The sequence below is a fragment of the Nocardia vinacea NBRC 16497 genome, from assembly GCF_000308835.1.
Classification (GTDB): domain Bacteria; phylum Actinomycetota; class Actinomycetes; order Mycobacteriales; family Mycobacteriaceae; genus Nocardia; species Nocardia vinacea.
Genome location: NZ_BAGN01000411.1, coordinates 48,065 through 57,144 on the forward strand (window position 1 = coordinate 48,065; position 9,080 = coordinate 57,144).

The window sequence follows — 9,080 nt, forward strand, 5'->3', positions numbered from 1 at the left end:
ATTACCGATCGGAGTCGAGGCGATGGCGTTTTCGGTGTTCGGTGCGCGAGCTGGTACGCAGCGCCCAGCTGGGTGAGTCGGCACGCACGTCGGTGATCACCGGCCAGGATCCGGTCGTCGTGGCTGACGGTTCGCGCCGGACCGGCACCGCTTCGCGCCGCCGCTCCGGCAGCGCTTCGCGGGTGCTGCGTTCGTCGATCTCGGCGAGTCCGACGACGACCATCAGCATCATGATGACCAGCGTGACGGTCACGATCAGTGGTGACACCAGCTGGAGGGGATCGATGCCGCCGCTGTCGACCTGGTGGTCGGCATGGCTGGCGTGCATGGACGTCATCCCGACGTAGTGCATTCCGCACACTGCGACACCCATGATCAGCGCGGCGCCGATGGTGGCGAACAGGCCGCGGACATGCAGCATGAACCACAGTGCCGCGGTGGCCGCGACTACCGCGATCACGATCGACACCACTACCGTGTTGCGGTCGTATTCGACGTGTGCGGTGGTCTTCATCGCGTACATGCCCAGGTAGTGCATGGCGGCCACGCCGAGTCCGGTGATCGTGCCGCCGATCGGCAGCGCCACGAATTCGTTTCGACCGCGTACGACGATCGACAGCCCGACCCACACGACCACGATCGCGATGACCGCACTGAGCAATGTCATCGGAACGTCGTAGCGAATGGTGGCGCCGTGGATGGAGAAGCCGAGCATGGCGGTGAAATGCATGACCCAAATGCCCGCCCCACCGAGGGAGACGGCGGCGGTGGCCAGCCACCCGGCCGGCCAATCGGAGGACCGAGCGTGTGTCACACACCGGAGCGCGAGGCCGGATCCGATGATGGAGACGAGGTAGGCCATGACCGGGGTCAACCAGCCGTGACTGAAATGATCGAGTTCTAGCATGTGTACTCCGCGTTCACCAGTTGTGCCGTGGCGGCCGAATGCCGGTCGGTGGGGAGGACCCGCTATCGGTCGGCGGCGACCAGCTGCCCGTCGAGCGCAGCGGCAGTAAACCAATGAACATCGGGTGGAACCTCACGATCTGCGGAAATTTACACTGGCATTTCCGCCAGGCGCTGACAATAGCCAGGTCGGACGCTCGTGGCCAGCGCGGGTCCCAGATTCACAGCTAACACATAGTTTCCGGCATAGCAATCGATCAGCGTTCAGTTCTGGGAGCCGGGCTCGCCGCGCCGCGCGCTTCGGGCGTTCGGTGTACCGAGGCGATCACGTGTCGGCAGCGGGCTCGCTGGTCGGGCGCAGCCGAGCCGCGATCTCATGCGCGACGAACCCACCGAAGGACCGAGGCGGGCTAGTGATTCCCGAGTTCCCGCAGCGCCTGTTCGGATGCCGAACCCGGCTCGGCGGCGAACAGATCCAGGCCGCAGCACGACGGTGCGTCGGGGAGTGCGATGAGTTCGCCGTGCAGGGTCAGTGCGCCGACGAGCGGATGGTGCAGCGCGTACGTCCGGTTCCGGACCTGTGCGACCGGGTGCTCGGCCCACATTCGTGCGAAGTCCCGGCTCAGCTCTTTCATGTTCTCGATGTGCGCCGTGAGTTCGGTGTGTCCGCGATAGCGTCCGAGCAGAACACGCAGATGCGCCACGTGCGCGAGTGCCGCCTGATCCCAACCCGGTCCGAGTAGTTCGTGCAGGTGAGGCTCGGTGAACAGGAGGTGTGAGAGGGTACGGCGGTCGTGGGGGAGTGCGGGGAAGTCACCGAATACCGCGACAGCGAGTCGGTTCCACCCGATGATCTGGGTGTGGCGACCGACTACCAGTGCCGGTGTCATCACGAACGAATCCAGCAGATAACGCAGGCCCACAGGTATATCCGCCGACGGTGTCTCCTGTGCGCACGGTTGCGGACGCCGTGCGATCCGGTGCAGATATGTCGATTCGTCCGTGTCCAGGCGCAGCGCCGCGCTGATGGCTTGTAGGACCTCGTCCGAGACGCCGTCGCTCTTGCCCTGCTCCAGGCGCGTGTAGTGGGCGATGCTCACCCCCGCCACCCGGGCCAACTCCTCGCGCCGCAGGCCGGCGACTCGGCGCACTCCGCCGTGGTCGCGCAGCCCGACATCCTGCGGGCGCAGCCGAGCTCGGCGCGATTTGAGGAACCCGCTCAGCTCGGTCCGGTCGTCCACACGACAAGCCAACGCAGGGGTCGCGGCGACCATTCCATAGCCGCGGTGGCGCGTTGGGTGGTCGTCCGTGAGTGCGCGGCACACGGCCGCCATGTCGTTGCCGCCGTGGCGAATCGGGTGATCACGCCGTGAGTACGCAGCACATGGGCCTGGTTGCGCGGCCGTGGTAGCTCCACGCTGTCAGGCGGCACCCACGCCAACGAACGGAGAAGCCGTGCACGGAACACTCGGACTGATCGGCAGCGGAATGATCGGTACTTCCATTGCCCGCCTAGCCATTTCGGCAGGTCTCGATGTCGTCGCCAGTAATTCGCGAGGCCCCGCGACCCTCGCTGATCTCGTCGCCGAACTCGGCGGGCAGGCCCGAGCTGGGACTCCAGCGGAAGCGGCGCGCGCCGCAGACCTGGTGGTGGCAGCGATACCGTTGCTGGCCTATCAAAAGCTCCCCGCGGCAGCGCTGGCCGGAAAGACGGTCCTGGACACGGCGAACTATTACCCGGAACGAGACGGTCACCTGGCCGAACTGGACACAGGCGCACTGACTTCCAGCGCTCTGATCCAGCGCCACCTCGCGGATTCCCACGTGGTCAAGGCATTCAACACGATCACCCCACACCAGCTGCTCTCCCTCGCCCGCCCCACTGATGCCCCGGACCGGAGCGCCCTCCCCATCGCAGGCGACAACACGGCAGCCAAAGCCGAGGTCAGCCGCCTACTCGACCTCCTCGGCTACGACGCCGTAGATATCGGCCCCCTCTCCGCCAGTTGGCGCACCGAACCGAACACCCCGGCATACATCCGCCCCTACCTCGGCGAAATCCCAGCCATGGACGTCGACGCCTTCCTCCAGTGGACCCACCGAACCCCCGGCATCTCCGTCTCCATACCCCAACTCACCGAACTCATCGAAACCGCAGTCCGCCGGCCCGCAGGCGAAGCCGAACTTCCCAGCGCCAACTGAGTAGCACGCCGTCGAGCAGCTCGCTTCGGATGCCCATCCAGTACCGGCCGTGCACAGAGTGTGGGTGCGGAACTACTGCTGGTCGACCTTCGATGAGTGACGCGATCAATAGCAGCTCAACATATTTGCCGTTCGCGTGGGGTGCGCAGGCGTTGCGGGCGGATCTGGAGAGACTTCTTCCGGATGCTGATAACGTGGGCGGGTCGTCGAGTTCTGGGCGGCTGGTAGGGCGTCCGGTGATTGTGCGTCGAAATCGCCTGTCCTGCAGGGGCTGTGAGGTGACCGCAGTCGACTGTGGTTGCCTCGCCAGGGTTCGAGTTCTCGACGCGGACCTCATGGCCGGGGTCACATACGGTCGGCGTCGCGAGGAGGGCTGAACTGAGAGCTGTGGCCGCAGGCTGTGTTATCGCCGCGGTGCTTCCATTGATCCTGGCCTCCTTGCTGATCCAACGTCTGGAGTCACGCCTTTGACCACGCCACCGGCAACCCACACCACCGCCACCGGAGTCTGCCCCGCGCTGCACGGCTCACCGCTCGATCCCGGCGAACCTCGAGTTCTGTTGCATACTCCGGAGTTCGCCGCCGATCCGCATCGGGCCTATCGGGAGGCGCGCAGCCAGTACGGGTCGCTGGTGCCGATGGAGTTGGCGCCGGGTGTGCCCGCCACCCTGGTGGTCGGTTATCAGACCGCGGTGCGAATCCTCAATGATCCGGAACACTTTCCGGCGGATCCGCGGCATTGGGAACAGACGGTTCCCGACGACTCACCCGTCAAGCCGATGATGATGTGGTACCCGAACGCGCTACGCAACGCCGGGGCGGCGCATGCCCGCTACCGGCAGGCTTACACCGGCAGCATCGACGGAATCGATCTGCACGAACTGCATTCGACGGTCGAGAAGATCGCCATCCCGGTGATCAACACCTTTTGTGAGACCGGCGAGGTCGACCTGGTCACCCAGTACGCGCTGCCGGTCGTCTTCGAGGTCATCAACCAGATGGTCGGCTGCTCACCGGAACTGGGGCAGCGGGTCGCGACCGGTATGGCGATGCTCTTCGACACCGTCGAGGCGGCCGCTGGTATGGCGATGCTCAGCGAGGCACTGCTGGAGCTGGTGCAGCTACGCCGGGCCGAGCCCGGTGACGACGTCACCTCGCGAATGGCCCACCACCCGTCCAAGCTCGACGATACCGAAATGCTATGCCAGCTGATCAGTTTCTACGGTGCGGGCATCGAACCGATGCAGAATCTGATCACGAACACCCTGCTGCTGATGCTCACCGACGACCGGTTCGGCGGTGAGATGCTCGGCGGTAGCCTCTCGACCCGCGACGCACTCGACGAGGTGTTGTTCAACGACCCGCCGATGGCCAACTTCAGCATCACCTACCCGCGCCAGCCGATCCTCATCGACAACACCTGGCTACCCGCCCATCAGCCGGTCGTGGTCAGCCTTTCGGGCTGCAATAACGATCCGGCGATCCGCGGCGGCGACCGCACCGGCAACCGCTCGCATCTGGCGTGGGGCGCCGGGCCACACGCCTGCCCCGCGAAATCCGTCGCCTACCTGGTCGTTCAGGACGCCATCGATCAGCTGCTCGACGCGCTGCCCGAGATGGAACTGGCCATACCCGCGGACGAATTGGCTTGGCGGCCCGGACCGTTCCACCGCGCATTGGCGGCGCTGCCGGTCGTCTTCCCCAAGTCCCCTCCGCTGCCCGTTTTCTAAAAGGAGATAACGATGGAGCATGAACCGCTGGTCCTGGATCTGACCGGCGCTGATATCCAAGGCGAGAACGAGCGGATCCGGGAGCGCGGGCCGGTCGCGCTGGTCGCCCTGCCCGGCGGCGTGCCCGCGTGGTCGGTGACCGATGCCGCCGTGCTCAAGAGTTTGCTCGCCGATCCGCGGGTGTCGAAAGACGCACGGCAGCACTGGTCTTCGTTCATCAATGGCGAGATCACCGAGGAGTGGCCGCTGCTTCCGTGGATCGCGGTGGACAATATGTTCACCGCGTACGGCACGGACCATCGCCGCCTGCGCAAACTGGTCTCGCCCGCGTTCACGCACCGTCGCACCACGGCGCTGCGTCCGCGGATCGAGGCGATCACCGAGGGTCTGCTGAACGCGCTCGCGGCCACCCCGAAGGGCGAGGTGGCCGATCTGCGGGAGGGTTACGCCTATCCGGTGCCGATCGAGATCATCACCGAAATGATGGGTGTGCCCGAACATCTCGGTCCCGGTCTGCGCAAATGTGTCGACGGTTTCTTCGATACCTCGTTCGGCCCCGAGGAAGCGCAGGCCAACTACCTCGAGATGTACCGCCTCGTCAGCGAACTCGTGGCCTACCGGCGCGAGACGCCTGGCGACGATGTCACCAGTGTCCTCATCGCCACCCGCGACGAGGACGACGGCTCGCAGCTGAGCGAGAAGGAACTCGTCGATACGCTGATGCTGGTCATCAATGCCGGTCACGAGACCACGGTGAATTTGCTCGATCAGGCGATCTACATCCTGCTCACCCATCCGGAGCAGCGCGCCGATCTGGTCGAGGGCCGGGTGCCGTGGTCGGATCTGGTGGAGGAGACACTGCGCTACGAGGCGCCGGTCGCGCACCTGCCGCTGCGCTACGCGGTCGAGGATATCGAGCTCGGTGAGATCCGAATTCCCAAGGGCGAGGCGATTCTGGCGTCCTATGCCGCCGCGGGACGCGATCCGAATCTGCACGGTGCCACCGCCGCGACGTTCGACCTGCACCGGGTCAACAAGGAACACCTGTCCTTCGGGCACGGTGCGCACCACTGCATCGGCGCCCCGCTCGCTCGGCTGGAGGCGACGATCGCTCTCCCGGCAATCTTCGAGCGCTTCCCGAATATGCGCTTGGCCGTGGATCCGGCGGAATTGGCGCCGGTCGGCAGTTTCATTTCGAACGGACACCGCACGTTGCCGGTTTTCCTGGACGCGTAGCGGCGCGACGGGGGTGCCGTCACATCGGCACCCCCGTTGACTGATCACCGCTCGGTCAACGCGATTTCGAGTTCTCGGCGTTGCGGCAGCAGTAGCGGGAGGACGGACTCGAGGTGGTGTAGGCGGGCCGAGGTGGTCGAGAGAGTGAGTCCCGCGACGAGGGTGCCCGTGCGGTCGCGGATGGGGACGGCGAGGCAGCCGGAGCCTGCGCGGAGTTCATCGAGTTGCATCGCGAAACCATGGCGATGGATATCGGTGCCCGGGTCGGATTCGGCGAGGGCGAGTCGGCCGATGGCGGAGGCGGTCAGGTCGCGGATGACCAATTGTTCGTGCTCGATAGGGTATTCGGGGTCGGCGTCGAGGATGCGTACAAGTGGGCGCGTAGTGCCGGTGCGGTGGTATCCCGCGAGGTGGATGCCGCCTCGGATGCGCCCGCGCAGGCTCTCGAGAATATCCACCGCAGCCGCTGGAATCCTTGGGGGAGCCGCCATTCCGGCGAGTTCGGTGACCTTGCTGCCGAGCGCGAAGCCGCTGAGATCAGGGGTGCGGACCAGATATTCCTGTTGGACAAGGAGATTGAGCAATCGGTAGATGGTCGCCTTGGGCATGGCGAGGTTACGGCTGATCTCTCGTGCGGTGACGCCCGGTCCGCAGGCGGCGACCTCCTCGAGCACAACCAGCGCGCTGAGTACGGCCTTGGGTTGTCGCCCGCCGAGCGCACCGGAGGCGGTCACCGCGGCCGCCGGTCGGAGCCGGTTGGTGCACCTCCGAGCACCTCGTCTCGGATCGGGGTGTCATGGGTGCCCATCCGAGCGACCATCCGTCGCGCGCGGGCGAACCACGCGAGGGCGAGCGCGACACTGCACACGAAGAGCCAAACACCCACGGCACGGGGACTATTCGACTCTCTGATCAGATATACGGCAAGGCAGGCACCGAGACAGCAGGCGGCGCTCGCCGCTCCGATGGCGGGCCATATCGTCAGCTCGCCGATCCGGCGTAGGAAGAATACGGCGGCCGAGCACACAAGGGTGTAGGCCAGGACGTATCCACCCGCGGAGACGGCCAGGAGAATACCGACGGCCTGTTTCGAGGTCGCGCCCGCGAGTAACAGGATGATGGGCCCGATGGTGAGCACCGGCATTGCGGTGTAGATCGCGATATGTGGTGTCTTGAACCGGGAATGTGTATGGCCGACGGTCGCCGGGATCACGCCGTCGATGGCAAGTGCGAGCAGCACGCGCACGAGCGCCGTCGAGGACGCGAGTGCGCACGCGAAAAATGAGGCGGCGACCCCGATGTCGAGGATCGGAGTGATCCAGCCGACGCCGTAATAGGCCGAGAGCGCGGACACCGGCGTGACATCCTCGCCGAGCGCGACGTTCGCCGCCCGAAATCCGGTGGTCTGCACCGAGGTCGCGGCCACCACGAGCAGGCCCGCGGCAATCGGCGACCAGGTCAGTACGCGCGGTACGGTCGCGAACGGGCGGCGGGCCTCGACCGAAAGCGATGCGGCACTCTCGAACCCGACGAAGGCCGTGATCGCGATGACTACTCCGGTGACCAATTGACCGAGGCTCAACTGGCGTGGCGCGATCAGCTCCCAGGAGATCGGTTGACTGCCCTGTCCGATGAACAGCACCACGACCAGTGCGATGAGCACGGCCACGGCGACCGACTCGACCAGTAGGCTGACCCGCGCTGACAGCCGGATGCCGCGCACCATGACGACCGTGCACAGCACTCCGCACGTGATGACGCACAGCAACGGAACGCTCGAGCCATGTGTCGGCCCGCCCCCGAAGTAGCCGAGCAGATTCGATACGTGGAAGCCGACATTGGCGAAGGCGTACATCGAAATGAAGCCGTAGCCGAGGATCAGACTCACCCCGCTCGCGAACCCCGCCGTCGCGCCGAGCCCCTTGGCGGTGAAGGTGTACAGCGATCCCGCGGTCGCGATGCGCTTGGTGAACTGATTGATCGTCGCCGCCGCGAGCAGGGTGAGCAGGACCCCGATCAGCGCCGCCCACAGTCCGGCATTGCCGCTGTACAGTGCCAACAGCCCGGGGACGGTGGCGGCCGCGGCGCACGGCGCGATAGCCGACACCGACTGCGCCAGCACATCGCCGAAGCCGAGGGTGCGCCGGTGCAGACCGGACATCGGCGATGTCGTACCCACACCGGTCACCGGCTCGGGATCGGCAATGGCCCGGTCCAGGGCGCTGACGTGAGGGTTCATACGGACGGAATGTAGGAACCGGATGTTTCGGACGCGTTGCTGTCGCGTCATGTATGGGTGATCGGCAAACGAGGCGACGAGCGGATTCGCGGTCTCATTCGGCGCACCGCTGACCTTTACCGCCGGGTGACTCTTCGGCAAAGCGTCCCGCGAACAGTGTGTGCATCGAAAGCGTTCGCCTGTTTCGGAGGTTCACCATGGTCGCCAATTCCCCACTCGACGCGACGGCCGCATCCCCACCGGCCGGCAGTCTGCGCGGCTCGCTCGGCCCGGGGGCGATCGTCTTCATGGTCGTGGCGGCGGCCGCGCCGCTCACCGTGATCGGTGGTGCGGCGCCGATCGGCATGCTGATCGGCGACGGGGCCGGGTATCCGACCATGTTCGTGGTGTCCGCCATAGTGCTGCTGTTCTTTTCGGTCGGGCTCGGGGCGATGAGCCGGTATGTGCCCAAGGCCGGGGCCTTCTTCACCTATGTCGGCTACGGGCTCGGACGTCCGATGGGATTGGGCGCGGCGTATCTGGCGCTGTTGACCTACACGATGATTCAGGTGGCGGTCTACGGATATCTCGGCGCCGCGCTCGAACGATCGGTGGTCGATATCGGCGGCCCCGACCTGCCTTGGTACGTATATGCATTGCTGGTCGTCGCCGCGGTCGGTGTGCTCGGTTACCGGCATATCGAGCTCAGCTCGAAGGTGTTGGGGCTGTTGCTGATCGGCGAGGTGGGGATCGTGCTCGTGCTGGCCGCGGTCGTGATGGGACGCGGT

Annotated in this window: 8 protein-coding genes; 4 read left to right on the top strand and 4 right to left on the bottom strand. The window is 65.8% G+C overall.

What is annotated here, in order from left to right; translation table 11 throughout:
- Position 1: 1 nt before the first annotated feature.
- A complete protein-coding gene (locus tag ON44_RS39930) occupies positions 2-907 on the bottom strand; it encodes an MHYT domain-containing protein (RefSeq protein WP_063721710.1) in 906 nt (301 codons plus the stop codon).
- Positions 908-1,316: 409 nt separating this feature from the next.
- On the bottom strand, positions 1,317-2,147 hold the full coding sequence (locus ON44_RS39935) for a helix-turn-helix domain-containing protein (RefSeq protein ID WP_051183074.1): 831 nt from the start codon (positions 2,145-2,147) through the stop codon (positions 1,317-1,319).
- Between the two features lie 214 nt (positions 2,148-2,361).
- On the opposite strand from ON44_RS39935, the gene ON44_RS39940 reads away from it, so the two are divergent.
- The 3 genes from ON44_RS39940 (at position 2,362) to ON44_RS39950 (ending at position 6,074) form a co-directional block, all read left to right on the top strand.
- Entirely contained in the window at positions 2,362-3,108 is a 747-nt protein-coding gene (locus ON44_RS39940) for an NADPH-dependent F420 reductase (RefSeq protein WP_040700020.1), read from the top strand.
- Positions 3,109-3,575: 467 nt separating this feature from the next.
- Entirely contained in the window at positions 3,576-4,838 is a 1,263-nt protein-coding gene (locus ON44_RS39945; RefSeq protein WP_040700021.1) for a cytochrome P450 family protein, read from the top strand.
- A gap of 12 nt (positions 4,839-4,850) precedes the next feature.
- Entirely contained in the window at positions 4,851-6,074 is a 1,224-nt protein-coding gene (locus tag ON44_RS39950) for a cytochrome P450 family protein (protein WP_040700022.1), read from the top strand.
- A 44-nt stretch (positions 6,075-6,118) separates the two neighbouring features.
- Here ON44_RS39950 and ON44_RS39955 read toward each other — a convergent pair whose 3' ends face one another.
- A complete protein-coding gene (locus tag ON44_RS39955) occupies positions 6,119-6,808 on the bottom strand; it encodes a helix-turn-helix domain-containing protein (RefSeq protein ID WP_040700024.1) in 690 nt (229 codons plus the stop codon).
- The gene (locus ON44_RS39960; protein ID WP_040700040.1) at positions 6,805-8,313 is read right to left on the bottom strand and encodes an APC family permease; all 1,509 of its coding nucleotides are present in this window, start codon (positions 8,311-8,313) and stop codon (positions 6,805-6,807) included. The genes ON44_RS39955 and ON44_RS39960 overlap by 4 nt, the downstream gene beginning before the upstream one ends.
- Before the next feature lie 197 nt (positions 8,314-8,510).
- On the opposite strand from ON44_RS39960, the gene ON44_RS39965 reads away from it, so the two are divergent.
- A partial coding sequence (locus ON44_RS39965; RefSeq protein WP_040700025.1) for an amino acid transporter occupies positions 8,511-9,080 on the top strand: 570 nt, incomplete at its 3' end.

What these genes read in the sequence shown, in the direction of transcription:
- ON44_RS39930 (WP_063721710.1), bottom strand. Translation starts at nt 907, where the DNA reads ATGCTAGAACTCGATCATTTCAGTCACGGCTGGTTGACCCCGGTCATG.
- ON44_RS39950 (WP_040700022.1), top strand. Translation starts at nt 4,851, where the DNA reads ATGGAGCATGAACCGCTGGTCCTGGATCTGACCGGCGCTGATATCCAA.
- ON44_RS39960 (WP_040700040.1), bottom strand. Translation starts at nt 8,313, where the DNA reads ATGAACCCTCACGTCAGCGCCCTGGACCGGGCCATTGCCGATCCCGAG.